The sequence below is a fragment of the Pseudofrankia coriaricola genome, assembly GCF_032027725.1.
In the GTDB taxonomy this organism is placed as follows: domain Bacteria; phylum Actinomycetota; class Actinomycetes; order Frankiales; family Frankiaceae; genus Pseudofrankia.
The window spans coordinates 1-24,930 of record NZ_JASNFO010000043.1; the positions used below are offsets into that span (position 1 = coordinate 1).

Genomic DNA, 24,930 nt, shown 5'->3' on the forward strand with positions numbered 1-24,930 from the left:
GGGCCGCCTCGCCCGCTCCGGCCGTCGCCGAGCCCGGCCAGGATGTCGCCGTCGCCGGTGCTGGCGGCGGCGCCAACACCGGCGACGGCGCGGACCAGGGCGCCGACGCGGGGCTGAACCTCGTCGATGCCGATGACAGCCTCGAAGGGGACGCCATCGAGGCACTGATCGAGGCGGACGCCAAGGCCGCCGCCGAGGCGGACTTCGACGAGCCCGACGATCCCGCGGACGGCCACCACGAGCTGCGGACCATGATGCGCGACGACCTGGACCAGCTGTCCGGCCCGCTGCTGCCGCGCGCCGGCCGAGGCGGGCCCGACGCCGCCGGGCCGGGCGAGGGGCGCGTCCACCGGCTCACCCAGGGCGCGACGTCGATCGGGCGTGCCCTGGACAACGACATCGTGGTCGGTGACCTGCTGGCCTCCCGGCAGCACGCGGAGGTGCTCGTCGGCCGCAGCGGCGTCGAGGTCGTCGACCTCGGCTCGGCGAACGGCACGTTCGTCAACGGCCAGCGGGTCGAGCGCAGGCTGCTCGCCGTCGGCGACGTCGTCGCCATCGGCCACCACATCCTGCGCGCCGGCGACGGTGAGCTCGTCGAGTACCTCGACACCGGCGATGTGGCGTTCGAGGTCGACGGCCTGTGCGTCGACGTCGGTGACACGCGGCTGCTGCATGACGTCTCGTTCCGGCTGCCGGGCCGGTCACTGCTCGCCGTCATCGGGCCCAGCGGCGCCGGGAAGTCGACGCTGCTCGGCGCGCTCACGGGGTTCCGCCCGGCGAACGTCGGCGCGGTGCGCTATGGCGGTCGCGACCTGTACGCCGAGTACGACGAGCTGCGCCGCCGGATCGGCTACGTACCGCAGGACGACATCCTGCACACCTCGCTGACGGTCCGCCAGGCCCTCGAGTACGGCGCGCAGCTGCGTTTCCCCGCCGAGACCACGAGACAGGAACGCGGCGCACGGGTCGACGCGGTGCTGGCCGAACTCGGCCTGGCGGGCGGGCCCGCCGACCGGCAGGTGGCCAAGCTGTCGGGCGGGCAGCGCAAGCGCACCAGCGTCGCCCTCGAGCTGCTCACCCAGCCGACCCTGCTCTACCTCGACGAACCAACCTCCGGCCTCGACCCCGGCCTGGACAAGGAGGTGATGGAGTCCCTGCGCCGGCTCGCCGACGGCGGCCGAACCGTCGTCGTCGTCACCCACAGCGTCGCCCAACTCGAACTGTGCGACTACGTCCTCGTCCTCGCCAAAGGCGGCCACGTCGCCTACTTCGGCCCACCACAACACGCCCTGCCGTTCCTCGGAGAGGCGGACTGGGCGGACGCCTTCCGCGCCCTGCAGACGACCGAGGGCTCGACGGACGTCGTGCGCCGCTACCGCGCGTCCAGCCATTTCATCCAGGGCGCGACGGTCGTGCCGACCGCGCGGCCACGACCCGTCGCGCTGCCGAGCATCCGACAGCAGTCGGTGTTCGCCCAGCTGGGCACGCTGTCGCGCCGCTACCTGCGGGTCATCGTCTCCGACCGGTCCTACCTGCGGCTCGTCATCGCCTACCCCTTCGTGCTCGGCCTGATCCCGCGGGTGATGGACGCGCCGTTTGGGCTCACGGCAAGGCCGACCGGCATGCCGAACCGGCAGGTAGAGCCGATCCTGCTGGTCCTCGTCCTGTGTATCTGCTTCATGGGCGCCGCCAACGCCGTCCGCGAAATCGTCAAGGAACGCGAGATCTACCGCCGAGAACGCGGGATCGGCCTGTCGACCACCGCCTATCTCGGCTCCAAGATCTGCGTGCTGGCGCTCGTCACCGCCGTGCAGAGCGCCATCGTGACGGCGATCGGTCTGGCCGGCCGCACGTCGGCGGTCGGGGTGGTGTCCAGCTACCCGTTGCTGGAGCTGCTCGCGGTGGTGACGGCGACCGCGCTCGCGTCGACGATGCTCGGCCTGATGATCTCGGCGCTCGTCGACGACGCCGACAAGACCATGCCGTTGCTGGTGCTGGTGTCGATGGCGCAGATCGTCTTCGCCGGCGTCCTGATGCGCGTCACCGGCCGGATCGGGTTGGAGCAGGTCAGCTACGTGTTCCCCGCCCGCTGGGGCTTCGCGGGGCTCGCGTCGGCGACGAACCTCGTCGACGTCGAGAAGCTGGACGACCCGCGGTTCAACCCGGAATTTGTCCTCGACCCGCTGTGGCACCACACGCCCACGACGTTCCTGGTCGCTCTCGGCGGCACCGTCGCCCTAGGCGTCATCTACGCGGTCATCACCGCCCTGCTGCTTCGGCGCCTGGACCCCCGCATCCTGCGCCGCGCCGCGCCGCGCGCCGCCCGACGGCGCTAGCCGACGCACCACCGGAGCCTGGCGCTTCGTCGAACGCCGCGACCGCCAGCACCTCGTCGGCGACCTCTCCCACCACTTCGCTCCCGCGCCCCAGGTCACCGCCGGCCCTGACCGCCCGAGGGGTCGGCGCGTCACCCCTGCCGGGTGAGCTCCGCGTCGCCGGTGCCGTAGCCCACGTCGTCGAAGTGGTAGGTCAGGCCGTCGTTCCCGTTGAGTGTCAGGAACAGCGTCGTGTCGAAGCACTTGCTCGCTCCGATGGTGATGTGCTCGAACACCTCCACCGTCGTCCCGACGGCCCTGAGCTGCAGGTCACCGGAACAGGGACTCGTCGGGTAGCTCGACGTGCCGACGACGCTGCCGACAGTTCCGCCCGTCAACGTGATGGTGACGCTGTAGTTACTGCTGTTGTCCCGGGTGTACTGCTGCACCACCGTGCCGGACCAGGTGCCCCGCATGACCGCCGGAAGCTGCCCCGCGCTCGCCGACGGCACGGCGCTCGGAGTGGGCGTTCCCGGCGCCGGCGCCGACGGCGCAGGCGAGCCGGAGGCACCGGCCGGAACGGGGTACCGGCTGGCGAACTCCTTGGCCGTCTGCCCGCGGCTGGGGTAGATCGGCGCGAGCGCCGTCAGGACGACCGCGGTGAGGATCAGCACGCAGGACACACCGACGATGATCTGGTCGAGGATGGGCAGCGTCTGGATTCCCCGGCTTCGCCCCGGCTCAGGCCCCTGCGTCGAGGCGAAGCCCTGGGTCGGCGCCATCGGCGGTGGCCCGGCGACGGGCACCGGCCCGGTCGGTGGCCCGGGCGTCATCGGAGGCATGGGGGGCTGGGCCCACGGCTGGAACGGAGGAGGCGTCGCGGGCGCGGGCGCCGCCGCGGGTGGCGGCCAGGCCGCCGGCGCCGGCCACGGCGTCGCCGGAGCCACCGCAGCCGGCGCCGGCGCCGGTGCCGGCCACGGCGTCGCCGGGGCGACCGCCGCCGCGGGCCACGGCGTCAGCGGCGGCTGGGTCGCCGGCGGCGCGGCCGGGGCAGGCGGCGGGGCTGGCGGCAGGGCTGGCGGCGCAGCAGGCGGTGGCAGCACGACAGTCACGTCGTCGTCGAACTCGTCATCCGCGGCGGGCGGCGGAGATGACCGCGGCCAGCCCGGCTGCTCCGGGGGCTGCGGGTGTGACTCAGAGTGAGGCCAGTTGGGCTCGGACACGGCGCACCTGTCGATCGACGTCTCGGCAAGTCCATCATCGGCCTCGCGGGCAGTCCAGGGAAATGCCGAAACGGCGACGAACCATCCCGATCCGGCGGGCCGGCGGCGCCGGAGCGGGACGGGCGGCGTGGCCGGTGTCACTGGCGGTGGGCACCTCGGTGCCATCCGAAGCGCCCAACTATGATCGGGCCGATCCGCGCCGGTTTCGCGCGGGTTCGGTGGATACTTCGCAGCCCCTCGTTGTCGCGGCCGCCTGGTTCCCAGCCAGGAGGCCGGGGGCGGCACAACCGACGGCGGGAGAAATGCGTAGCGTGGCCCAGCGAAGACGCCTTACTCAGGCGCAGGACCCGCTCGCCGCACAGGCCGAGGGCGAGCGGTTATCGGCCGACGCGGAGCGGCATCGGCTCGAGGCGCGGCGGCACGAGGCGCGGCGGCTGGAAAGCCTCGGCAAGCTCGCCGGCGGAATAGCGCACGACTTCAACAACCTCCTCGCCGTTGTCACGAACTACGCCTCCTTCGTCACCGAAGAGATCGCCGCGGTGGCCGCCGAATCCGGCGATGACCGGTGGAAGGCCGTCCTCAACGACGTCGGGCAGATCCAGCACGCGGCCGAGCGCGCGACCGCCCTCACTCGTCAGTTGCTCGCGTTCGGCCGCCGCGAGGCCATACAGCCGCGGGTGCTGAGCCTCAACCGGGTGGTCGCCGACCTGGAGCAGGCGCTGCGCGACCTGGTCGGCGAGGAGGTGCGGCTGACGATCTCGCTGCATCCCGACGCGGGATCGGTGTTCGCCGACCATGACCAGCTGGAGCAGGTGCTCGTCAACCTGGTGGCGAACGCGCGCGAGGCGATGCCCGACGGCGGGGTGCTGAGCATCGACACGGCGAACGTGGACCTCGACGAGGACACCGTGGCCGCCCGGGTCGGTCTGCGGCCGGGCCCGCACGCACGGCTGCGGGTCAGCGACAACGGCGTCGGCATCCCTGCAGATCTTCTCGGCCTGGTCTTCGAGCCGTTCTTCACCACCAAGGTGAAAGGCGAGGGCTCCGGCCTCGGGCTCGCGACCGTCTACGGCGTCATCAGCCAGTTCGGCGGGCACACCGAGATCGCCTCCGAGGAGGGCGCCGGGACGACCGTCACCTGCCTGCTACCCGAGGCGGACGCCGAGGCGGCCGAGACCGGCCCGCTCGTGACGGTGCCGCGGAGCACGGTGCCGGTGCCGGGCAGCACGGACGACCACGCGGGTGGTGGCGAGACGATCCTGCTCGTCGAGGACGAGGACGCGATACGCGAGGTGACGCAGCGCATCCTGGCCCGCAACGGGTACCAGGTGCTGACCGCCGCCGGCGCCGCCGAGGCGATCGCTCTGGTCGGCGGCCGGCACGAGGCGCGGGATGACATCGACCTGCTGATCACCGATGTGATCATGCCGGGCATGCACGGCGGCGAGCTCGCCGGCCTCATCCGCGCGCTGCTGCCGACGGTCCGCGTCGCCTACATGTCCGGCTACGCCCACCCCGTGCTGGCCGCGCGCGGGCGGCTCGACGCGGACGTCATCCTGCTGAAGAAACCTTTCACCGAAGGCGTCCTGCTCGAGACGGTCCGCCGAACTCTCAACAGCGACTGACCGCCGGGCGGCCGGGACCGCCTCCGGTCCCGCCGACGGGGCCGTCACGACGCGGCCATCAGATGCGCGACCGGGCACGGGAGCGGTAGGCAGGCTCAGGAGAGCGCGACGTCGGGTTATTTTGTATACCGAATACTTGATGCGATGCAGGTCGGCGCGCTACGAACACCAAGAGGCGTCCAGCCCGTCATCACCGAGTGCCGTCAGGGAGAACCGTGAGCCGCCAGGACAGCCAGACCCAGGACCAGCCCACGCCCGACGCGGAGGAGGACGCTCGCCTGACGGAGCAGGACGGCATTCTCACCCTGACCATCGACCGGCAGCGCAAGCGCAACGCGATCAGCACCCAGGTCACCGAGCTGCTGTGGCAGGCCGGGGACATGCTCGCGGACCGCGACGACCTGCGCTGCCTGGTGATCACCGGGGTCGGCCCGTACTTCACCGCCGGCATGGACCTGTCCCAACCGGTGGGCAACCGGCCGGGAAATCCGGAGACCCAGCACCTGCACCCGGGCTGGAACCTCCGGCGCGACTACCGCAGTCACCACCTGCTCTACGACGAGTTCGAGGCGATCGAGAAGCCCATCATCATCGCCGCGAACGGGATCTGCCTCGGCGCCGGCGTGGAGATGGCGGTGTCCTGCGACTTCCGGTTCTGCACGCCGCAGGCCGAGTTCGGCGTCCCCGAGGTGCACATCGGGACCATCGCCGGCAGTGGCGGCACCAGCCGGCTAACCAGGCTGGTCGGCCCGGGATGGGGAAAGTGGATGGCGATGGCCGGCAAGCGGGTCGGCGCCGAGCAGGCCAAGCAGATCGGTCTGGTGCACGACGTCTTCCCTGCCGAGACGTTCATGGAGGACGTCTACGCGTTCTGTCGAGAGCTGACGACGATCCCGGCCGAGGTCCTCGGGGTGGCCAAGCTGGTCGTCGACATGTACGCCGACGTGCACGACCGCACGGTCCAGCGCCACATCGACCGCCTGGCGGTCACGAGCCTGTCGTACTCGCCCGACTTCCTGAACCGCGCCGCCAAGTTCGGCTTCAAGCCGAGGTACGCCGTCCCGTCGTGGGAGCGCTGAGGCCGTCCCGTGCCGGACGCTCCGCGCCCGGCACCGGGCGCGGCCCGTCGGGCGCTGAGCCTGACCTCCCAGATCGGCTTCGCCGATCCGGCAGGGACCCTGCTCCCTACGTGGCTCCGGGTTCAGGCATATGACGGGGTCGGTCTGGTCCGGGATCGAGGAGGTGGCCAAGTTGGCGCTGCGCCGGAGCGCCGTCACCATCCGGTAGCCGGGTTGCGTGGGCGGCTCACCAGAGTGGGGTCATACGCCACGGTGCCGCTGGTCGCCGTGGCTGGCCGGCGCGGCGGCGGTGGCGCCGGCGGACGCTCGTCACATATCCGACAACTCGCAGCTCATTTTGTCCAGCCCTGTCCGCGACTCTCCCTCTCCGAATAGCCTTCGTAACCGATAACCTTCCTGGCGCGGCGGGAAAGGCGGGGCGTGGCTGCTGGGCTGAAAGTTCACTACGGCACGGGCGTCGTCAATGTGCCCCCGGACCGGCCGTTCGTGATCGGTCGGTCCAACGAGTCCGACCTGACGGTGCGCGACGGGCGGGTGTCGCGGCGGCACCTGATGATCGAGCCGTCCGAGGGCGGCTGGGCCGCGGTGGACATCAGCACCAACGGCTCCTGGTCCGAGGGCCACCGGATGCCCCGCCGCGTCCAGCTGCCGCGGACGGTCGAGCTCAACCTCGGCGCGTCGGACGGCCCGCGGATCACGCTGGTGCACGACGGGGCGACCGGGACGGCGCCGGCTCACGCCGCCGCTCCCGGCCAGCCAGCCGCCCGCCGGCCAGCGGACCAGTCAGCGCCCGCCCAGCCGGCGCCCGCCCAGGCCGCGCAAGCCCAGGCCGCGCCGAGCGCGCCGCCATCGGCACCGCCATCGGCACCGGCACCGGCACCGGCACCGGCACCGGTCCAGCAGACGCCGAGCCAGCAGCAGCCCGTGCCGGGCGCGCCGGCGCCCGTCCGCCCGGCCGCCGAGGCGCGGCCGGCCGCGCCTGGTGGCGGGATCCAGCCCACCCCCTTCCCGGGCGCCGCTCCACCGACCGCCGTCCAAGCGCCTCAGGCGCCTCAGGCGCCCAGCGCCGCCCAGGCACCCCACTTCGCGTGGGCGCCCGAAGAGGCCGCCGCTCCCGGTGAGGCAGCGGGCGGCGCCGACGTGCTCGGGACCGACGAGCACTACCAGATGCCGACCCTGAACATGGGAGACCGCTGGCCGGGGACCGGCCCGCTGCTTCCGCCCGGCGCCCAGGAGGGCTCGCCGGGCCGCCCGCCGACGGCGCCGGGCGCCGACGGGCGCGCCCACCCGCTGCGCCCGGGGCGGATGGGAATCGGGCGGGCGCTGACCAACGACATCGTCGTCGGCGACCTGCTGGCCTCCCGGGAGCACGCCGAGCTGTTCGTCGGCCGCAGCGGCCTGCAGATCGTCGACCTCGGCTCGGCGAACGGCACGTTCGTCAACGGCCAGCGGATCGACCGCCGGGTGCTGGCCCTCGGCGACACGGTCGGGATCGGGCATCACCTCTTCCGCGTCACCGAGACGCAGCTCGTCGAGTACCTCGACTCGGGCGACGTCACCTTCGAGGTCGAGGGCCTCTCGGTCGACATCGGCGGCACCCGGCTGCTGCACGACGTGACCTTTCAGCTGCCCGGTCGCGCGCTGCTCGCCGTCATCGGTCCCAGCGGCGCGGGCAAGTCGACGCTGCTGAACGCGCTCACCGGCTTCCGCCCGGCGGACGTCGGCAGCGTCCGCTACACCGGCCGGGACCTGTACGACGAGTACGACGAGCTGCGCCGCCGGATCGGCTACGTACCGCAGGACGACATCCTGCACACCGCCCTCACCGTCCGGCAGGCCCTCGAGTACGGCGCCGAGCTGCGTTTCCCCGCCGAGACCACCAGAGAGGAGCGCCGGGCACGCGTCGACGCGGTTCTCAACGAGCTCGGCCTCACCGGCAGCGGCGACCTCGGCCTCGACCTGTTCCTCGGCCCGGAGTTCGCCGACGGGCAGCCAGGCGGCCCGGTGGCCGTCAACGGAAACGGCGCCGGCGCCGACGGCGGGAACGGCAACGGCGGCCGGGCCAAGGGGCACGCCGTCGACCTCGTCGACCGGCAGGTCTCGACGCTGTCGGGCGGGCAGCGCAAGCGCACCAGCGTCGCCCTCGAGCTGCTCACCCAGCCGACCCTGCTCTACCTCGACGAACCAACCTCCGGCCTCGACCCCGGCCTGGACTACGAGGTGATGGAGTCCCTGCGCCGGCTCGCCGACGGCGGCCGAACCGTCGTCGTCGTCACCCACAGCGTCGCCCAACTCGAACTGTGCGACTACGTCCTCGTCCTCGCCAAAGGCGGCCACGTCGCCTACTTCGGCCCACCACAACACGCCCTGTCATTCCTGGGCGCGGCCAGCTGGTCGCAGGCCTTCCGCGTCCTGCGGTCCGATCGCGGTGCCGCCATGCTCGCGCGTCGCTACCGCGAGTCGGAGTATCACGTCAAGGCGGCCAGGGTGCCGACCGCGAGGCCGGCGCCACCGCCGCTGCCCGGCATTCGCCAGCAATCCGTGCTGTCACAGATGCTCACGCTGTCCCGCCGCTACCTGCGGGTCATCGTCTCCGACCGGTCCTACCTGCGGCTGCTCATCGCCTACCCGTTCGTGCTCGGCCTGATCCCGCGGATCATCGACTTTCCGCGAAAGCTCGTCATGCTGCACCCGGGCGAGCCGAACCGGAATGCCCCGCTCGTGCTGCTGGTGCTTATCCTGTGCGGGATCTTCATGGGCGCGTCCAGCTCGGTACGCGAGATCGTCAAGGAACGCGAGATCTACCGCCGAGAACGCGCCATCGGCCTGTCCACCGTCGCGTACCTCGGCTCCAAGGTCTGCGTGCTCACGGTCGTCATCACGGCGCAGAGCATCGCGTTCACCGTGGCGGGCGTCGCCTGGCGCACCCCGTCCACGGGCGTGTTCTCGGACTTCCCGCTGCTGGAGATGATGCTGGTAGTCGCCGTCGCGGCGGTCACGTCGGCGATGATGGGTCTGGTGGTCTCGGCGCTGGTCGACAACGCCGACAAGACGATGCCGCTGCTGGTGCTGCTGACGATGTCGCAGCTGGTGTTCACCGGCGCGTTCCTGCCCGTGGACGGCAAGATCGGGCTCGAGCAGGTCAGCGACCTCACGCCCGCCCGGTGGGGCTACGCCGCGGTCGGCTCGGTCGTCGACATCATCCGCATTCAGATGATCGGCGACCCCAAGGTCAACCCCGGCACCGTCGCGGACCCGATCTGGCGGCACAGCTCCTCGGTCTACTTCACCGACCTCGCGGGCATGGCCGGCATCGCCGTGCTGAGCATCATCGTCACCGGTCTCCTCCTGCGCCGCCTCGATCCCCGCGTCGCCCGCCGCCGCCGCTGAGGCCACGGCCCGGCGAGCCGGCCACCCCGGACGGCGGCGACGTCGGGGCACGGCGTTCGCGTCAGCATCGAGCGGGGCCGGCTTGCCCCGGCCAGGTGGGGCAGCGGAAAGCCACCGGCGGCCGGCAACACCAGAGACCGCGCGGTGGTGGGATCGTCGGCGACAGGGCGAGGGAACGAAGTTACTCAAGTTTTCGCTTATGAGGCATGTGGCGCCAGGTACGTAAGGGTCCGCCGGTCAGCCTGTCCCGCACAGGAAGATCTTGAGGCTTGCGAGCGAGAGGCTGGCGGCCTTGGTGATCTCCGGGAGGGTGTGTCCACCGGATGCCCCGACTTCACGGATGGCGTCGTCACGGCCTCGACGGGTCTAGGCAAGATCGCGCTCGGCGCACTGCCCTCGGTAGGTCAGGACGGCGCGCGGCTGAGGCCATGGCCGGTCAAACGCCATTCGGTCACCCCGTCGGAACGCGGCGGAGGTAGGACCAGGTCTGCTCGCTGATCACGCCGGCGGTGGCGGCCGCGGCGCCGCGGCGGTCGAGCTTGGCGACGATCGCGGCCGCGATATCCGGGTCGCCCGCTGACATCTCGGACAGGATCGCGTGCCATTGCCGCACTGCCGCTTGGGCGCTGTCGCTGGTGGGTGCGGTATCCGATTCCTGGAGGGCGCGCACCGCGGCGTCGAGCTCGCGGGATCGGGCTGTCCAGTCGGCCAGCGCGGTGCTCGAGTGCCGCGCCTTAAGCTGGCGGAGCTGTTCGGCCGTGAAGGTAGAACCGGTCATGATCTCCTCCAGTGCGGTCAGGATGCTGTCGCCCGCGTCCCGCTCAGCGCCGCGGAGCTGGCGACGGGTCAGCTCCAGGTCGGCGAGCCTGGTGTCCAGTTCGCGGCGCCGGGCGCGAATGAGCGCCGCGAGCAGCGCCTCGTCTCCGTCGATGACTTCGCCGATCTCGGCCAGCGACAGCCCGACCAGCCGCAGAGCGAGGACGTGCCGGACGCGGCTGACGACGTCGGGCCAATACCGGCGGTGCCCGCTTACCGTGCGGGCCGCTGCCGGCACCAGCCCGACGCGGTCGTAGTGCCGTAACACACGCACGCTCACCCCGGCGGCACGGGCAACCTGGCCGATGGTCAACGTCTCGGCGGGCGGCTTCATGCTTCGACGCTAGGGCCTGACACAGGGGCAGGATCAAGGGCACGCGGCCCGGGCAAAGCGTTGATCTTGACTGTGCCGAGGGGTGCTCCGACAGCCAGAGACTGCCGGGCACCGCGTGTGGATCTCAGCCTGGCCAGTTCCCGGGCGCGAACCGGTGGTTCGGGATGGGCGGAGGTGTCCAGCGCGCCGAGCGAATGATGCTCCTCTCCCGCGTCGTGTCAGACGCCCGCGGGATCCCGGTCATCGTGTCAGACGCCCGGGGCATGAAACGACGCTGGTTGTGACTCTGACGTCGGACAAGATGAGCGCGCGTCCGCACGAGCGCTCGGGCGGCGCCCCGACTGAGCCCGGCCTGGGCTCCACGCGAGGTCGACGCTGCGATCGCCAGGACGCTCCCCAGGGTGATTGCGTTCTTGCGTGTCAGAGCGCCAAATATCCCGCCGGATCATGAGCCCGGCCATGATCTGGTGGGATGTTCAGCGCGGCCTCGCGCAGCGGTCGCGCTGATTCCCCCTAGGCGGCGCCGAGCCGGTTGTCGCCCGCGGGTGGGCGCCCAGGGTCAGCTGGCTGTCACCGTGAGAAGCCGGGGCGCGGTACGTCGACCGTTTCTCGACGCCGATCGACCGGAACGGTTTGAGCGCGGGCCTGTCCGGAAATCGTGGCAAGGCCACTAAAAACGCCATTTGTCAAGCCATGTATCCACCGTCGAGATCCGTCCACGTCACCTGGTGGCCACTTGCTCACACACAGCGCCAGCTGCCTGGCCGGTCACGTGCTGGATGCGCCGGTCCGGTCCAGGGGTGCGGGCGGTCAGCGGGGTACGCGTGGTCGCGGTGCGGCCACGGCCACCGCGGCGCCGGCGCCGCCGGCCCAGCTGTTCGTCGGCCCCCAGGTTCAGAGTCGTCGCGTTCGGAGGCGTCATGACCGCGAAATCGCGGCCCCCAGTCCTTGTGCTGATGGGTGTATCAGGAAGCGGCAAGTCCACGGTCGCCGCGCTGCTGGCGGCCGGCCTCGGCTGGCCATTCGAGGAGGGCGACGACCTGCATCCACCTGCAAACATCGAGAAAATGGCATCCGGGCACCCCCTGACCGACACGGACCGCTGGCCGTGGCTCGCGGCGGTGCGGTCATGGATCCACCAGCGGATCGACGCCGGCGAGCCTGGCGTCATCACCTGCTCGGCGCTGCGTCGCGCCTACCGCGACACGCTGCGCGGCGACACCGTCGCGGGATCGGGTCTAGCCGCCGACGCGGACGTCGCCGGCGGTGCGCGCGCCGGCGCCGAGGTGTTCGTGTACCTGCGCGGCTCGCGGGACGTCATCGCGCAGCGGCTCACGGCCCGCCACGGGCACTTCATGCCGACCGGCCTGCTCGACTCGCAGTTCGCCGCCCTCGAGGAGCCCGACCCGGACGAGAACGCGCTCACCGTGGACGTCGGCCCGGCGCCGGCGGCCACCGCCCAGACGATCGTCGACAAGCTCGGCCTCGCCGACGGGGGCTCCTGGCGGCCGGCGGTGGGCCGGTGAACGCCACCGCGGTGACCGCCACCGCCGTGACCGCCGCCGGGCAGGCGGCCGAGGCGGGCAGCTGGGACAGCCATGACACCCGTCTGATCATCGTCGCCCTCGTCGGGATCGGCCTGATCGTCGCCCTGATCGTCTGGGCGAAGCTGCACCCGTTCCTGGCGCTCGTCCTCGGCTCGGCCTTCGTCAGCCTCGCCGCCGGCGTCGGCCTCAGCAGCGTGATCAAGAATTTCGAGACGGGTGTCGGCAGCACCCTGCAGGAGGTCGGGCTGCTCATCGCGCTGGGCGCGATGCTCGGCAAGCTGCTCGCCGACTCCGGCGGCGCCAATCGTGTGATCGACACGCTGCTGGCCCGCGCGTCCGGGCGCGCGATCCCCTGGATGATGGCGCTGGTCGCGGTGATCATCGGTTTGCCGATGTTCTTCGAGATCGGGCTCGTGCTTCTGCTGCCCGTCATCGTGCTGGTCACCCAGCGATCCGGGCTGCGGCTGATGCGGGTGGCGATCCCGGCGCTCGCCGGCCTGTCCGCCCTGCACGGGCTGGTCCCGCCGCATCCGGGGCCGCTGCTGGCGATCTCGGCCGTGAACGCGCAGCTCGGTACCACGCTCGCGCTCGGCGTCGCGGTCGCCGTGCCGACCGTCGTGATCTGCGGCCCGCTGTTCTCGCTCCTCGCGGCCCGCTGGGTGCCGGTCGGGCCGCCCGCCGTCGCCGGCGGCGTCGACACCGCTGACGCGGCCACGACCAGCCGGTCACGGTCGACCCGGCTCGCGACGGCCCCAGCTGGGACGGCCGGGAGCGCGCCCGCCGAAGCGGCCGAAGAGCCGGCCGCCGGGGTCGTCGCCGCGCCGACCACCACGCTGACAGCGCCACCCAAGAATGCGGCCGAGACCAAGAGCGAGGCAGAAACCGGGATCCGGACTGAAATCGCGACCCGTGCTGAGACGGGAACCCGGGCTGGGGCTGAGACCCGGACAGAGAGCGGGACTGAGACCGGGACCGCGGGCTCGGCCGTCGAGACCCGTCGCCAGCCGTCCTTCGGGGTGACGCTCGCGACGATCTTGTTCCCCGTCGCGCTAATGCTGGGCAAGGCGCTCGCGGACATCATCGACACGGACGTCAAGAACCCGTCCCAGGCGCGGGTGGTATTCGACTTCATCGGCGAGCCGCTGGCCGCGCTGACGCTCGCCGTGCTGCTCGCGATGGTGACCTTCGGGTACGCGGTCGGGTTCAGCGGCAAGGACGTGTCATCCAAGATCGGTGCCAGCGTGGGTCCGGTCGCGGCGGTGATCCTCATCGTCGGTGCGGGCGGCGGGTTCAAGCAGTCGCTCATCGGCGCCGGCGTCGGCGACTCGGTGGCCACGTGGGCGAACAGCGCGCACATCTCGGTACTGGTCCTGGGCTACCTGGTCGCGGTCGCACTGCGGCTGGCGACCGGTTCGGCGACCGTCGCCACGGTCACCGCCGCGGGCATCGTCGCGCCGCTGGCCGCCGGCCTGAGCCCCACCCACGCCGCCCTGCTCGCCCTCGCGATCGGCACCGGCTCGCTGTTCTTCTCCCACGTCAACGACGCCGGCTTCTGGCTCGTCAAGGAGCTGTTCGGCCTCACCGTCCAGCAGACCATCAAGACCTGGTCCGTCATGGAGACCCTGGTCTCCGCCGTCGGCTTCGGCTTCGTCGCCCTCCTCTACGCGATCACCTGACGCGCGCTTGGCTGGGACCGCTCCGGCCCCCGTCGCCTCATCCGCACCTAGTGGTGGTGCCGCCGCAGCCAATGTCGGCCCGGCGGCATCGCCGCGCGGGACCACGATCGGTGGCTACCAACCGCTTGCGTGGCGATACGCCGGGTACATGGGCTGCGATGGACGAAGGGCCGGACACGCGGACGTTCCAGGCGGGCCAGGGTGCCGTCGGCTGGGACCCGGCCGACCTCGATGCGGCCCGCCTGCACCGGGCCGTCTCGGGTGTCGGCATCGGGCTGTGGGACTGGGATGTCGGCAGCGGGCGGGTGCTCGCCGACTGTGCCGCCGCCCGGCTGCTCGGCCTGGGTAAGGACGCGGGGCCGGTGTCGATAGACGACGTCCTGGCGAGGGTGCATCCCGACGAGCGGGCGACGTTCCTGCGTGCCCGGGATGTGGCACTGCGCGCGAGAAGCACCTTCCTGGAGGAGTACCGGGTGATACACCCGGACGGCGCGGTGACCTGGGTGCAGACACGCGCCGGGGTGCTCGTCGACGCGGCGGACGACACGCTGCGCGTCATCGGCTTCACGACCGACCGGACCTCGGCCCGCACGGTGCGGGAACGGGTCGCCCGGGCGCTCGACCACGTGAGCGACATCGTGCTCGTGCTCGACGAGGATGACACGATCGTCTACGCGAACATCGAGGCGGTGCGGCAGTTCGGCATGGCTCGCCAGGACATCGTGGGCCGGGCGGCCGCGGACCTGCCCCTCTCCCCGGTCCGCGACCACGTAGCGGAGCTGCGCCGCCGACGCGCCGACCCGGTCGCGCCAGGGGAGTCGAACTCGGCCACGGTGCTCGAGGTCGAGGAGACCGACCCGGCCGGCGTGTGGTGGGCGGTCCGCATGTTCACGATCCCCGACGGCCTGGTCGTCACGATGCGCAACGCCGACGCGCGCCACCGCGCCGACGCGGAGCGGGCGGAGCTGATCGGGTCGCTGTCGTCGGCTCTGCGCCGCTCCCGGCAGTTGCTCGACGTCACGGTCGAGCTCGGCCAGGCCCTGACGGTGGACGAGCTGTGTGACGTCGCCACCCGGACGAGCACATCCAACCTCGGCGTGCACTTCACCGGCGTCGTGCTGCTGGAGGATGACGGCCCGCCGCGGGTCATCACCCGGCCGCACTCGGACTTCCTCACCCGAGCCTGGGCGCGGATGCCCGATTTCGGCCCGGCCGTCACCGCCCAGCTGCTACATACCGGTCAGCCCCGGTTCGACGAGAGCCGGGCGGGCTACCTGCGCGACTTCCCGGACCGGGCGCCGAACCTTGACGCGATGAGCATCGACGCGATGGCCAGCCTGCCGTTGATCGTGTCAGGGCGCCCGATCGGCGTGATGCTGCTGGGCTGGCCGACCCCGCGGGTCTTCGACGAGGACGAGCGCCGTTTCCTGCTCACCCTCGTCGGCCCGTTCGCCCAGGCGATCGAACGGGCCCGCCTCTACGAACGGCAGATGTCCACCGTCGAGACGCTGCAGCGCGCCGTCCTGCCTCGGACGCTTCCCGACCTCGACCACGTACGGCTGGCCGCCCGCTACCTGCCGGCCGCCCGCGACATCGGGATCGGCGGCGACTGGTACGACGCGACGGTGCTCTCCGACGGAACGGTGAGCCTCGTGGTCGGCGACGTCGGCGGCCACGGCCTGCTGGCGGTCTCGACCATGGCCGAGCTGCGGCACGCCGCCCGGGCCTATGCGCTGCAGCTGCAGCCGCCGGCGGACATCACCACCCAGCTGTCGGCCAACCTCGGCGAACGGACGGACGAGGCGCTCGCGACCGCCGTGGTCGCCCATCTGGATCCCGAGACGGGCTGGCTGACCTGGTCATGCGCCGGGCACCCGCCACCGCTTCTCCTGGCCGCCGAACCCGAAGCGGGCGAGGCGGGAGGAGTCGGGGCGACGCGGTACCTGGAGGACGTGCACGGCCCGATCCTCGGCGTCGACACCTCGGCCACCTACGGCCAGAGCAGCGTGCAGCTCCCGCCGGGAGCGGGGCTCCTGCTCTACAGCGACGGCCTGGTCGAGCGCCGGGGCCGATCGCTGACAGATCAGCTCGCGGCGCTCGCCGCGGCCGCGGCGGCCGCGCTGCGGCCCCCTGAGGATCCCGGCGCCCTCTGCGACCACATCCTGCGCGCGGTCGCCCCGCGGGAGCGTGAGGACGACCTGTGCCTGCTCGTCGTCGCCACGAGCTGACGCCACCGGCGGGCTCCGGTGGCTCAGCGTGCCGGGCAGATCAGGCGGGGCCGGCGCCGGGAGCGGCCGTGGGGGCGGGTGTGGCCCCAGCCGTGCCGCCGGGCAGGCCGAAGCCGCGGCCGACGTCGGGGCGGCGCAGCTTCCAGATCAGGCCGTCGTAGAACAGGTGCAGCCCGCCGGCGATGAGCACGAACAGCGTGAAGTACGGATAGCCGACCGAGGTCAGGCCGGCCAGGACCGCGCCGATGCCCGCCAGGTAGGCGGCCAGGAAGCCGGTGCGGCCGGCCCTGGAGCGCACCACCGCCGAGACAGGCCCCGTGCGCAGGTCCGCGGTGTCGGGGGCGGGCGCGCCGGGCTTGGCCCGCGGCCGGTAACGGCCCTCCAGATGGTGGTGGACGATCAGGAAGTACTCGGCGGCGTGTGCGCCGACGTAGGCGACGAAGCCGAGCAGCGGGTTGACGGCGATCAGCGCGATCAGCGCGAGGGTGGAGCCGACATAGATCCACTTTGCCGGGTTGGCGGTGGCGTGGCGGCGCTCGGCGAGCACCCAGCGCGCGAGCGCGACCAGCGCGAACAGCGCGGCGAACGGCAGCAGGACCCGGGCGACGGGCGCCGCGTCGGTGAGCAGGTCCAGGGCGCGCCGGTTGGCGCCGCCGAGGTCGGCGGCGGCGATCTTGTCCGCGGTCCCGTCGGCGGCGGCCGCGGCGAGGACGGCGGTCACCAGGGCGCCGTAGAGCACCATGCGCTCGAGGTTGCCGTGGCTGTCGCCAGCCTTGCGGCCGTAGATCCGGGTGAGGCCGTAGCGCTGCTGCAGGGTGTGCACGGCGTTCCACGTCGCCGCGATGACGGCGAGGAGCGCCAGGCTGACATACAGCCCGAACAGCACCAGCCCGGCGAGGACGAACGGGCTGACGACGAACACGGCCCTCCGGGTGGCGAACTGCCGGCGGTCTCCGTAGACCAGCAGGAGCGTCAGCGGCTGGTGCATGACCGAGAACATCAGCGTCGCCGCGACCAGCCAGCGCACGGCCGGCGCGTTGCCGGAGACCGCCCACGCGGCGAGCGCGAACGGCACCCACAGGGCCGCGACGGTCAGGTCGTAGCCAGCCGACCGGATCCAGCGCGGGCGGCGGGAGGCGGGCAGTTGGGGAGCGACCCGCGCGGTCGTCACGGCCGTCATGACCGGGCTCCGACGAACGGTGGCGCGACGGATGACAGCGCGGGGCAATGCATCAGGCCGACCTCCTGGCATGGAAGCGACGCTTTGTCGTGACCTGCTGTATAGCGAACAACGGCCGCATCGTCCACGGACAACGGCCCCGGAACGGGTGAACATGGCCAGCCGTGGCCGACGGCTCTCGTGGGCGCGGCACTGAACCGGCCGGCGTTGCTTCATCCTTGGGCTGTGCGGAATCAGGACCGCCCGTTTGTCGGGCGGCAGGAGGAGATGGTGCTGCTGCGTTCGCGTTCGCGGACGGCGGCGGAAGGCCGGGGCGGTGTCGTGCTGGTGACCGGCCCCGCGGGGATCGGCAAGACCCGGCTGGTCGAGGAGGCGTTGAGGCCGGGCGCGAGGTCCCCGGCCAGCCTGCCGGCGGGCGCGTCGGCACGGGTGCCGGTTGGCCGTGGCTACTGCCTCGCCGACCATGCCGCGCCGGCGCTGTGGCCCTGGCAGCAGGCGCTGCGCGCCCTCGCCCGGCACAGCGGGCGACCGGCGGGAATCGCCTCGACGCTCGACTTGCTCGAGGGGGCCCGAATCCGCCATGCGCCTGGCGACGCGGCGAGTGCCGCCGCGGCGCGGTTCGCCGCCCTGGCCGGGGTCGCCGATGCGGTGCTGACCGCCGCCGCCGAACCCGCTGGTGATCGTGCTGGAGGACCTGCACTGGGCCGACACGAACAGCGTTGAACTGCTGCGGCAGGTCGCCGGCGGGATCGTCGACAGCCACCTGCTGCTGATCGCGACGCTGCGCGCCCTGCCGGGCGAGCCTGGCGATGCCGTGCGTGAGTTCTCCCGGCTGGACAGCGTCCACGCCATGCCGTTGCGACCACTGACGGCCGACGCGATCCGGGAGTACCTCACCGCGCTCGACCCGGCAGGCTCCTCCGCCGCGCGTGCCGAGGAGGTGGCGCGGCGCAGCGGCGGGCTGCCCCTCCTGCTCGACGCCGCGGCCTCCGACACCGGCACCCCTGGGACGGTCGCGGTACGCGATCTCGTCGAAGCGCTGCTGGCTCAGCTTCCGAAGCCGGCACGGCGCGTCGTCCAGGTCGCCGCGCTGCTGCGCCCGCCGGTGGACACCGAACTCGTCGGCCAGGTTGCGGAGGTCGACGGGTCGACGGCCGGGCTGGCGCTGGACGCCGCGTGCCGTGCCGGCCTGCTGACCCGGACGACCTCATGGACCGGCATCGAGGGACAGGGGCTCGAGTTCACCCACGGCCTGCTGGCCGAAGGGCTGGGGGCCTTCTCGACCCGGTCGAGCGGCGCGAGATCCACCGGCGGGCCGCCGTCACGTTGCAGGCGCGACCGGCGACGGTTCCCGGGCTCGCCGCCGAGGTCGCTGGTCACTGGCGCCGGGCCGGCGGCTGTCCGCCGTCCTGGGGCAGCAGTGGCGGATCAGAGCCGCCTATCAGCTCGGTCGCCTCGACGTCGTGGACGAGGCGATGGCCGCCGTCGCGACGCTGGCGGACCGCAGCGGCCTCCCGCTGGCGAGCTGGCATCGGTTGCGCGGTGTGGCAGCCCGGGCCGCGTTGGAAGGCAGGTTCGCCGCCGCGCGGTCGGCCAACCTCGAGGCCCACCGGCTGGGCTCGCGTGCCGGAGACGCGCAGTCAGCCGGCATGAGCTACGCCTTCGCCGCCCACCTGGCCATGCTGCGAGGGGACGCCGTCGAGCTCCCGGATGACTACTGGCCGGCGTTGGAAGCATTCCCGCCGTCACCGCTGATGACGGTGTTCCGGGCCAACACCCTTCTACTCGAGGGGCGCCGTGAGGAAGCCAGGGTCTGGTACGAGCGACTGCGCTCGATGCTCGACGACCCGGTGGTGGATATCCGGTGGCTCGGGGTACTGATGCTGCTGATCGACCTGGTCGAGGCATTCGGGGACCCGCGGGCCGGGGAGGCCCTCGCCACCCAGCTGAAGCCCTACGCCGCCTACCCCGGGGCGGTCGGAACACCGACGGCCTTCTTCGCTGGCTCCATGCAGGGCCCGTACGGACGCGCGCTGGGCCACGCGGGGCAGCTGCGCGATGCCGAGGCAGCGCTGCGGGCGGCGATCATGCATGACACCGCGCTCGGCGCGCGCCCCCACATCGTGCTGGGCAGGCTGGCCCTTGCCGAGGTGCTGCGCCGCCTCGACGATCCTGACGCCGCGGCGACCCTCGCAGCCGCGGCGGCGGCCGAGGCTCGCCGGCTGGACATGCCCGGGTCGCTGGCCCGCACCGACCGGCTGCTCGCCGACCTGGCCTCCGTCCGGCGGGAGACCGACCCATTGACCCCCCGCGAACACGAGGTGGCCGCGCTCGTCGTCCAGGCCATGTCCAACCGGGAGATCGCGGCGCGGCTGGTACTCAGCGAGCGCACCATCGAAAACCACGTCCGCTCTATCCTCGCCAAGTTCGGCTGCACCAACCGAACCGAGCTGGTCGCACGCTGGCGGTCGTAAACAGGAGTCGAGGCGGCCGCCCAGCACCATGCGCATGTGCGGGCGGGAAGGGGCGTCGCGTTATTGGACGTCGAACTCGATGGCGACGACGCCGCCGGCGAACTGCGGCGGGGTGCCGAGTGGGCTGGCGACGATGTAGTGACCGGTGGGCAGCTTCGCCACGCCATAGCCAGGCGTGCCAGGCTGCGGTTGAACCCCGGCGATGATGTCGGTGGTCGTGTCCAGGTCGGTCGTTCCGGCCGCGACGCCGGCCGCGGTCGCGGTCGCCCCGTCCTTGACCTTGGCGAGCAGCAGGACGAAGCCGGCCTTCGCCGGGTCGCCGGCGTTGGTGAACGTGATGGCGACCGGTCCGGCGGGAACGGACGCCGGCAGGCCGGTGAGTGTCCCGGCGTTGTTGGTCACGGCGAGCTTGGGGTAGCCGCAGTTGTCGACCATCCAGGCGTCGACGGCCTGGCCCGCGGCGATCAGCCCGCTGCCCTCGTAGTCGATGGGCTTGCCCTGCTTGGCAGTGTTCACTACCGAGACCAGGACGTCGACCTTGCTTGTCAGTTCGGCGGGGATGTTCGCGCGCAGCGTCGTGGCCAGCGGTTCGGCGGTCGCCGCGAAGGCCTGCAGCTCCTGGGCGGTCGGGGTCGGTGCGTCGGGGTCGAACCCCGGGAGGTCGAGGCCGTTGATCGCGAGTTCGGCGGTGCAGGCGGCCTGCACGTCGCCCCCGGTCGCCGCCGCGGCGGCCGAGCTGGCGGTCGCGGTGGCATTCGCCCCGTCGGAGGACGAGGAGCAGGCGGTGGCCGCGGCGAGGGTCGCGGCGGCGAGCACGGCAGCCGCGCCACGACGGCCGGCGGAGGGTGACAACACGGGTTCACTCCTGGGAATGGTGGGACGGTGGGCGTGTCGGATCTGGAGATGCTTCGCGGCGGTGGTTCTCGCTCTTTCCCGTCGCGGCAGGTCAACGGTTGATGTCGTCTCGACCGCGACACCAACGCTCGCTCGCCGCCGCGTCGGTACCGGTTGGACTGGTCGGCCATAACCGCGTCGACCGGTCCGATCCGATGCCGCGCGCTTCGTTGCTGCGAGGTGTATTTCGATTCCGTCCGGCCCGCGACGATCTGCAATCTGTATGCCGCGGATTCAGATTCAGGGGTGGTAAGGTCCGCGGTCGGCGGGTGGTGGGGCGCTGGTTCTGGGTGACGACCGCGCGGGCACCCTGGTCAGGTGATCTCGGTTACTCGCGCCGAACGACGTAGGCAGACCTTTCCCGGCTTACGTCTGGTAGCCCGGTGCTGGTGTGCCGGGAGGGTTGTAGACGCCCGGCCGACCTGCCGGGTTTGGGACACAGATCTCTCCCTCCAGCCCGTCTGGGTCACGGAAGAACAGGCTGAGGGTCGGACCGAAATCGGTGACGAAGCCGTCGGACGCGCCGCGAGCGACGAGCCGTTCCCTAATCAGGTCGAACGCCTCCAGGGAGGCGGCCTGCAAACCCAGGTGATCGATACGGCCCCGGCCGAACATCGGCGTCTGACGCCGCGCTTCGGTGTTGCCGGGAATCTCGAAGACATTGAGTTCGGTGGCCAGGCCGATCTGGACAAAGGACAGTCGACCTCCGCCGGGTCCTGGCACCTCCCCGGCGACGGTGGCGTCGAACACCTCGTGGTAGAAGGCGTGCAGCCGCTCACCGTCACCCGTAAGGAGTGCCACATGGTTCACGCCGTTCAGCAACATCCCCGGCCTTCCGTCGACTTTTCCGGGTGCTCCTCGAACTTCATTGTCAGACCTCCATCGAGGGCTTGGAGTGAAACAAGGCGTGGTGAGGCGGGGGCGACCCGGAAACTGCCCGGCGGAGATGGGCATCGCGAGCAGACCGCCAGATCGAACGGCCGGCCACGGTCGCCGCGGCTCTGTGGGGGTGGCGAGGTGCCCGCGCCCCCCCCCCCCCCCCCACCCCCCCGATTGCGGTGAGTGGTCGTCATGGAGACGATCGGCCATGCGGGCCACCGGCACATCAGTACTTGTACGGAGATCGGTACCTAACCGGTTCTCAGTGCCCAGACCGCGGCCTGGGTGCGGTTGGCCAGGGCCACCGGGGCGCCGATCCGTCGTTCCACCGTCGCCGTCTTTCGCCGCGGATTCCAGTACTTCGACTACGTACTCGTACTGATGCCGCGGAGCCGCGGCCGCGCGAGCGTGACGGCATGGATCTGAAGGCAGCCGTCGAGGCAGTGTTCGCCCCGGCAGGCGACCTGCTCCTGCCCCGGATAGGGGATCAGGAACGGGCATGGAACGAGGCAGCTATCGGCCACTCACCCGAATCCGAGGCATTGTTCTCGATCGCTCACACGGCCGCGCCATCGTTTGTGAACGCAGTGGCCGCTTTCGCCGGAGGGGCGCCGTGAAGGTCGCGTTCGTCACCGATCCGCTCGAATCCCTCGGCGTGCCCACGGACACCAGCATCGGCCTGATGCAGGCAGTGCAGGACAGAGATGCGGAGGTGTGGGTCACCGAGGCGCACCTGCTCGAGGCCGAGAACGGTCGGGCTCGGGCGCTGGCCCGCCGGCTTCGGCTCCCTGCGTCCCAACCACGCAATGGTCATCCATCGACGGTCGCGAGCACCTGGTACACAGCCGGCGAGCCGCGGCGCGTCTGGCTCGACGACATGGCTGCTGTCTTCATGCGCACCGAGCCGCCGCTCGACCAGACATACCTCACCGCGACCCTCATCCTGGACCTCGTCGATCCGGCCGGGACCGTCATGGTCAACGATCCTCGCGGACTGCGGGCCTGCGGCGAGCACGTCCTGCCGTTGCACTTCCCGGACCTGGTCCCGCCGACGATCATCACCGCCGACCCGCGCGCCATCCGGTCGTTCCTCGCCGACCACGACGCCGTCGTGGTCAAGCCGGTGGACGGCTTCGGCGGCCGCGGCGTCCTGCGACTGCACCGCCATGATCCCAATCTCGCCTCCCTGCTGGAGACGTCCACCCAGGACGGCCGCCGGGCCGTCATCGCGCAGCGGTTTCTCCCCGGGGTCTCGGCCGGCAACAAGCGGATCTTCGTGGTGGCGGGGGAACCCGTCGGCGCGGTCTACCGCTACCCGGCATCCGGCGACTTCCGGATCGGCGATCCGACCGCCGAAGCGCCGGTCACCGACCGCGACCGGGAGATCTGCGCCCGGCTCGCGCCGGACCTGCGGCGACACGGCATTCATCTCGCTGGCCTGGACGTGATCGGACCGCACCTCATCGAGGTGAACGTCACCAGCGTAGGCGCGCTGCGCAAGGCCGACACCCTGCTCGGCTGGAGCCTCTGCGCCGACCTCGTCGACAGCGTGCTGGGCACGCGCAAGCAAAGGGGAGTCGCATGACCACCGCAATCATCTGTACGGCGATCCTGGGCGCGATGGTGTTCGTCCTCGGATTCAACGTCTCCCGCCTGCGGGGCGCGACCGGGAAGGCCGGCGGCTCACAGTGGCCAAGCGACCCGGCGAACCCGCTCTTCATCGCGGTCCGGTCGCACGCCAACCAGGCCGAGTACGTACCGACCCTGATCGTGTTGTTTCTGCTCGTCGGCGCCCGCGGCTCGGCCGCCGTGGCCGTTCCACTGATCATCGGCGCCACCGTCGTGCGAGTGCTGCATGCCTACAACATGCTGACGGCCAAGGGCACCGGGCGCCTCACGCCGCTTCACCTGGCTTCCGCGATCGGTACCTATGTCTTCGGCGTCGCCCTCGCCGTCGCGGCCCTCTTCACCCTCTGATGGGCGGACCGTCCGCGCTGCTCCCGCTGCGCTCGTCCGCGTTCCGGCGCTACCTGCTCGGCCAGCTGGCGTCGGTGCCCTGTTCCTGGGCGCAGGTCGTCGCGCTCGCCTGGGTGGTGGTGGATCTCGCCCCGGCGGCCATGGGATGGGTGGTGACCCTGCAGTTTCTGCCCAGCCTGCTCCTCGGACCGTGGTTCGGCGCGGTCGCCGACCGGTACGACCGCCGCCGGCTGCTGATGGCCGCCGAGGCCGGCCTCGGCCTGGTGGCGCTGGCGTACGCCGCCGCGTCCATTGCGGACGTTCTGACGCTGCCCGTCGTCTGTCTGCTCAGCGCGATCTGGGGCGTGGTCAACGCGCTGGACACGCCGGCCCGGCGGGCCCTGGTGCCGATGCTCGTGCCGCCGGCCCACGCGCCGGGCGCCTCAGCGCTGAGTGGAACCGTCATGTTGGTCGGCATGACGGCCGGGTCAGGACTCGGCGCGCTGGCGTTGGCCCACGTCGGCGTGGCGGCCACGTTCACCCTGAACGCCGTCTCCTTCCTGGCCGACGTCGCCCTGCTCGCCACGATCCGGGTCGGGCCCTCGCCCCGGCTCGCGCGGGCACCCCGGCAGATCCGCGACGGGTTCCGCTATCTGTGGCATACGCCGCACCTGCGGACGCCGTTGCTCGCTCTGGCCGTGGTCGCGACCTTCGCCTTCACCTTTCAGGTCGCCGTGCCGATCTTCATCCGCGCGACCTTCGACGGGGGAGCATCCCTCATCGGCACCGCCTTCACGGCGGTGACCGCGGGCAGCCTCGTCGGCACGCTCGTCGCGGCCGCTCGGGGTATGCCCGGCCGGCACACCCTGGCGCGAACGAACCTGGCCATGGCAGCCGCGATGACCGTGACCGCGACGGCTCCCACCGTGCCGATCGCGCTCATCGGCCTGGCCGGCGTCGGCATCGCCTGGTCGTTCTTCCTCACGTCTGTGATCACCATTCTGCAGACCGCCGAACCCGCGATGATGGGCCGGGTCATGTCGCTGTTCGCTCTCGTCCTGCTCGGGGGCACCGCCCTCGGCGGTCCGATCGCCTCAGCCCTGACCACGGTTGCGGGAGTACGTGCGCCGTTCGTCCTGGGAGCGACCGCCGCGGCGGTGGCCGTCGCCATCTCCTGGCGACACGCCGCCAGCTCCGCTGACCGCGCCAGCCGGCACGTGACGGCCGTCGACGCCGGATAGTGCCGCGCCCTCCCCAAAGGCGCGTTGACGGGCCGGCTACCGAGCGGCGCCCGGTGGGGCGGTCGGAAAGCCA

General features: G+C 71.8%; 20 protein-coding genes. 15 read left to right on the plus strand and 5 right to left on the minus strand.

Features of this window, described 5'->3' with window-relative positions; all coding sequences use genetic code 11:
* On the plus strand, window positions 1-2,336 hold a 2,336-nt coding region (locus QOZ89_RS22890; protein WP_312625110.1), incomplete at its 5' end, for an ATP-binding cassette domain-containing protein.
* A gap of 131 nt (window positions 2,337-2,467) precedes the next feature.
* On the opposite strand, the gene QOZ89_RS22895 is transcribed toward QOZ89_RS22890, so the two are convergent.
* Window positions 2,468-2,989, minus strand: a complete 522-nt coding sequence (locus QOZ89_RS22895) for a hypothetical protein (protein WP_071050999.1) — start codon at window positions 2,987-2,989, stop codon at window positions 2,468-2,470.
* Between QOZ89_RS22895 and QOZ89_RS22900 the strand changes: the two genes are divergently transcribed.
* The 4 genes from QOZ89_RS22900 (at window position 2,976) to QOZ89_RS22915 (ending at window position 9,632) form a co-directional block, all read left to right on the plus strand.
* A complete protein-coding gene (locus tag QOZ89_RS22900; protein ID WP_312625113.1) occupies window positions 2,976-3,518 on the plus strand; it encodes a hypothetical protein in 543 nt (180 codons plus the stop codon). The genes QOZ89_RS22895 and QOZ89_RS22900 overlap by 14 nt on opposite strands.
* Window positions 3,519-3,849: 331 nt before the next feature.
* Window positions 3,850-5,163 carry an ATP-binding protein gene (locus QOZ89_RS22905; protein WP_312625115.1) on the plus strand — a complete coding sequence of 438 codons (1,314 nt, stop codon included), beginning with the start codon at window positions 3,850-3,852 and terminating at the stop codon, window positions 5,161-5,163.
* A 215-nt stretch (window positions 5,164-5,378) separates the two neighbouring features.
* Complete coding sequence (locus QOZ89_RS22910) at window positions 5,379-6,242, plus strand: enoyl-CoA hydratase/isomerase family protein (RefSeq protein WP_083419205.1); 864 nt, start codon at window positions 5,379-5,381, stop codon at window positions 6,240-6,242.
* A 420-nt stretch (window positions 6,243-6,662) separates the two neighbouring features.
* Complete coding sequence (locus QOZ89_RS22915) at window positions 6,663-9,632, plus strand: ATP-binding cassette domain-containing protein (protein WP_312625117.1); 2,970 nt, start codon at window positions 6,663-6,665, stop codon at window positions 9,630-9,632.
* A 451-nt stretch (window positions 9,633-10,083) separates the two neighbouring features.
* Here the strand turns inward: QOZ89_RS22915 and QOZ89_RS22920 are convergent, their stop codons facing one another.
* Window positions 10,084-10,782 carry a MerR family DNA-binding transcriptional regulator gene (locus QOZ89_RS22920; RefSeq protein ID WP_312625119.1) on the minus strand — a complete coding sequence of 233 codons (699 nt, stop codon included), beginning with the start codon at window positions 10,780-10,782 and terminating at the stop codon, window positions 10,084-10,086.
* Window positions 10,783-11,702: 920 nt separating this feature from the next.
* Between QOZ89_RS22920 and QOZ89_RS22925 the strand changes: the two genes are divergently transcribed.
* The 3 genes from QOZ89_RS22925 to QOZ89_RS22935 all read left to right on the plus strand — a co-directional run bounded on the left by QOZ89_RS22925 (window position 11,703) and on the right by QOZ89_RS22935 (window position 16,233).
* Window positions 11,703-12,308 carry a gluconokinase gene (locus QOZ89_RS22925; RefSeq protein WP_071051004.1) on the plus strand — a complete coding sequence of 202 codons (606 nt, stop codon included), beginning with the start codon at window positions 11,703-11,705 and terminating at the stop codon, window positions 12,306-12,308.
* On the plus strand, window positions 12,305-14,005 hold the full coding sequence (locus QOZ89_RS22930) for a GntT/GntP/DsdX family permease (protein ID WP_241841990.1): 1,701 nt from the start codon (window positions 12,305-12,307) through the stop codon (window positions 14,003-14,005). Before QOZ89_RS22925 ends, QOZ89_RS22930 begins: the two co-directional genes overlap by 4 nt.
* Window positions 14,006-14,163: 158 nt before the next feature.
* The gene (locus tag QOZ89_RS22935; protein WP_312625123.1) at window positions 14,164-16,233 is read left to right on the plus strand and encodes a SpoIIE family protein phosphatase; all 2,070 of its coding nucleotides are present in this window, start codon (window positions 14,164-14,166) and stop codon (window positions 16,231-16,233) included.
* Window positions 16,234-16,273: 40 nt separating this feature from the next.
* Here QOZ89_RS22935 and QOZ89_RS22940 read toward each other — a convergent pair whose 3' ends face one another.
* Window positions 16,274-17,413 carry a hypothetical protein gene (locus QOZ89_RS22940; protein WP_071051006.1) on the minus strand — a complete coding sequence of 380 codons (1,140 nt, stop codon included), beginning with the start codon at window positions 17,411-17,413 and terminating at the stop codon, window positions 16,274-16,276.
* Between the two features lie 267 nt (window positions 17,414-17,680).
* Between QOZ89_RS22940 and QOZ89_RS22945 the strand changes: the two genes are divergently transcribed.
* The 3 genes from QOZ89_RS22945 to QOZ89_RS22955 are packed head-to-tail and all read left to right on the plus strand — an operon-like array spanning window position 17,681 to window position 19,887.
* Window positions 17,681-18,136 carry an AAA family ATPase gene (locus tag QOZ89_RS22945; RefSeq protein WP_071051007.1) on the plus strand — a complete coding sequence of 152 codons (456 nt, stop codon included), beginning with the start codon at window positions 17,681-17,683 and terminating at the stop codon, window positions 18,134-18,136.
* Window positions 18,090-19,127 (plus strand): hypothetical protein, encoded by a 1,038-nt coding sequence (locus QOZ89_RS22950; protein ID WP_312625124.1) that lies wholly within the window; start codon window positions 18,090-18,092, stop codon window positions 19,125-19,127. The genes QOZ89_RS22945 and QOZ89_RS22950 overlap by 47 nt, the downstream gene beginning before the upstream one ends.
* Entirely contained in the window at window positions 19,063-19,887 is an 825-nt protein-coding gene (locus QOZ89_RS22955; protein ID WP_241841993.1) for a helix-turn-helix transcriptional regulator, read from the plus strand. Before QOZ89_RS22950 ends, QOZ89_RS22955 begins: the two co-directional genes overlap by 65 nt.
* A gap of 60 nt (window positions 19,888-19,947) precedes the next feature.
* On the opposite strand, the gene QOZ89_RS22960 is transcribed toward QOZ89_RS22955, so the two are convergent.
* Window positions 19,948-20,742, minus strand: coding sequence for a hypothetical protein (locus QOZ89_RS22960; RefSeq protein ID WP_071051010.1), 795 nt, complete (start codon window positions 20,740-20,742; stop codon window positions 19,948-19,950).
* Window positions 20,743-21,147: 405 nt separating this feature from the next.
* Window positions 21,148-21,606 (minus strand): VOC family protein, encoded by a 459-nt coding sequence (locus QOZ89_RS22965; protein ID WP_071051011.1) that lies wholly within the window; start codon window positions 21,604-21,606, stop codon window positions 21,148-21,150.
* Between the two features lie 470 nt (window positions 21,607-22,076).
* Here QOZ89_RS22965 and QOZ89_RS22970 point away from each other — a divergent pair, with 470 nt between their 5' ends.
* Genes QOZ89_RS22970 through QOZ89_RS22985 form a run of 4 tightly spaced genes read left to right on the plus strand, consistent with a single transcriptional unit; the run spans window position 22,077 to window position 24,857 of the window.
* Entirely contained in the window at window positions 22,077-22,277 is a 201-nt protein-coding gene (locus tag QOZ89_RS22970; RefSeq protein ID WP_131804106.1) for a hypothetical protein, read from the plus strand.
* The gene (gshB, locus tag QOZ89_RS22975) at window positions 22,274-23,245 is read left to right on the plus strand and encodes a glutathione synthase (RefSeq protein WP_071051012.1); all 972 of its coding nucleotides are present in this window, start codon (window positions 22,274-22,276) and stop codon (window positions 23,243-23,245) included. The genes QOZ89_RS22970 and gshB overlap by 4 nt, the downstream gene beginning before the upstream one ends.
* Window positions 23,242-23,637: an MAPEG family protein gene (locus tag QOZ89_RS22980; RefSeq protein WP_071051013.1), complete on the plus strand. Its 396-nt coding sequence runs from the start codon at window positions 23,242-23,244 to the stop codon at window positions 23,635-23,637. The genes gshB and QOZ89_RS22980 overlap by 4 nt, the downstream gene beginning before the upstream one ends.
* A complete protein-coding gene (locus tag QOZ89_RS22985; RefSeq protein ID WP_312625126.1) occupies window positions 23,637-24,857 on the plus strand; it encodes an MFS transporter in 1,221 nt (406 codons plus the stop codon). The genes QOZ89_RS22980 and QOZ89_RS22985 overlap by 1 nt, the downstream gene beginning before the upstream one ends.
* Window positions 24,858-24,930 lie beyond the last annotated feature (73 nt).

Coding starts and splice junctions, on each gene's coding strand:
- QOZ89_RS22920 (WP_312625119.1), bottom strand. CDS start 10,782: ATGAAGCCGCCCGCCGAGACGTTGACCATCGGCCAGGTTGCCCGTGCC.
- QOZ89_RS22925 (WP_071051004.1), top strand. CDS start 11,703: ATGACCGCGAAATCGCGGCCCCCAGTCCTTGTGCTGATGGGTGTATCA.
- QOZ89_RS22935 (WP_312625123.1), top strand. CDS start 14,164: ATGGACGAAGGGCCGGACACGCGGACGTTCCAGGCGGGCCAGGGTGCC.
- QOZ89_RS22940 (WP_071051006.1), bottom strand. CDS start 17,413: ATGACGGCCGTGACGACCGCGCGGGTCGCTCCCCAACTGCCCGCCTCC.
- QOZ89_RS22945 (WP_071051007.1), top strand. CDS start 17,681: ATGGTGCTGCTGCGTTCGCGTTCGCGGACGGCGGCGGAAGGCCGGGGC.
- QOZ89_RS22955 (WP_241841993.1), top strand. CDS start 19,063: ATGAGCTACGCCTTCGCCGCCCACCTGGCCATGCTGCGAGGGGACGCC.
- QOZ89_RS22965 (WP_071051011.1), bottom strand. CDS start 21,606: ATGTTGCTGAACGGCGTGAACCATGTGGCACTCCTTACGGGTGACGGT.
- QOZ89_RS22970 (WP_131804106.1), top strand. CDS start 22,077: ATGGATCTGAAGGCAGCCGTCGAGGCAGTGTTCGCCCCGGCAGGCGAC.
- QOZ89_RS22980 (WP_071051013.1), top strand. CDS start 23,242: ATGACCACCGCAATCATCTGTACGGCGATCCTGGGCGCGATGGTGTTC.
- QOZ89_RS22985 (WP_312625126.1), top strand. CDS start 23,637: ATGGGCGGACCGTCCGCGCTGCTCCCGCTGCGCTCGTCCGCGTTCCGG.